Annotated in this window: 1 protein-coding gene; it reads right to left on the reverse strand. The window is 58.8% G+C overall.

What is annotated here, in order from left to right:
- Positions 1 to 725: AMP-binding protein (locus tag JT360_RS33290; protein WP_214477718.1), on the reverse strand; the 725-nt coding region annotated here is incomplete at both ends.

Below are 725 nucleotides of genomic sequence, written 5' to 3' on the forward strand. Positions count from 1 at the left end.
AGTCCGGTAGAGCCGCGCTCCAGCCTCGCCGCTGAAGCGATCCGCCACGAACCGCTCCGCCGTCAGCTCCGGCCGGTTCAGGTAACCGCGCGCAACGCCCACCCCGCCGATATAGAGCTCGCCCGCAACACCGATCGGAACAGGCTCGCCATGCCCGTCCAGCACATACATCTTTGTGTTCGAGATCGGACGCCCAATCGGGACGGTGGCGCCTAAATACGGTTCAAGATCTGGAGCGAGCCGATGCCATGTGGCGACATCCGAACATTCGGTAGGGCCATAACTGTTGACAAACTCCACGGAGAGATCGCGCAGCATCTGGAGTTTTGCCGGCTGGACAGGCTCACCACCCAGAACAACACGACGCAGGCTGCGAAGCCTGTCTAAAGCACCGGCATCAATCAGCGCATGGAATGCGCTTGGCGACAGATTGATATGTGTGATGCTCTGCTGCGCAATAAGCTCGGCCAGAACCTCCGGAATGAATGCATCCTGCGCCAGGTGCAGGACACCGCCAACCATCAGCGGCCCAAAGATATTCTTCTGCGTCAGATCAAAATTATACGAGGAGAGCAAAAGCACATTGTCGCTCGGCATCAGCCCAAGATCGTCAAGATACCATCGCATCAGGTTGTGAAGTCCCCGACGCTCGACCATGACGCCCTTTGGCGTTCCGGTTGAGCCTGAGGTGTAGATGACATAGGCGAGATGGCGCGCGGTCAGGC

The organism is Mesorhizobium sp. dw_380 (assembly GCF_018588885.1).
In the GTDB taxonomy this organism is placed as follows: Bacteria; Pseudomonadota; Alphaproteobacteria; order Rhizobiales; family Rhizobiaceae; genus Mesorhizobium.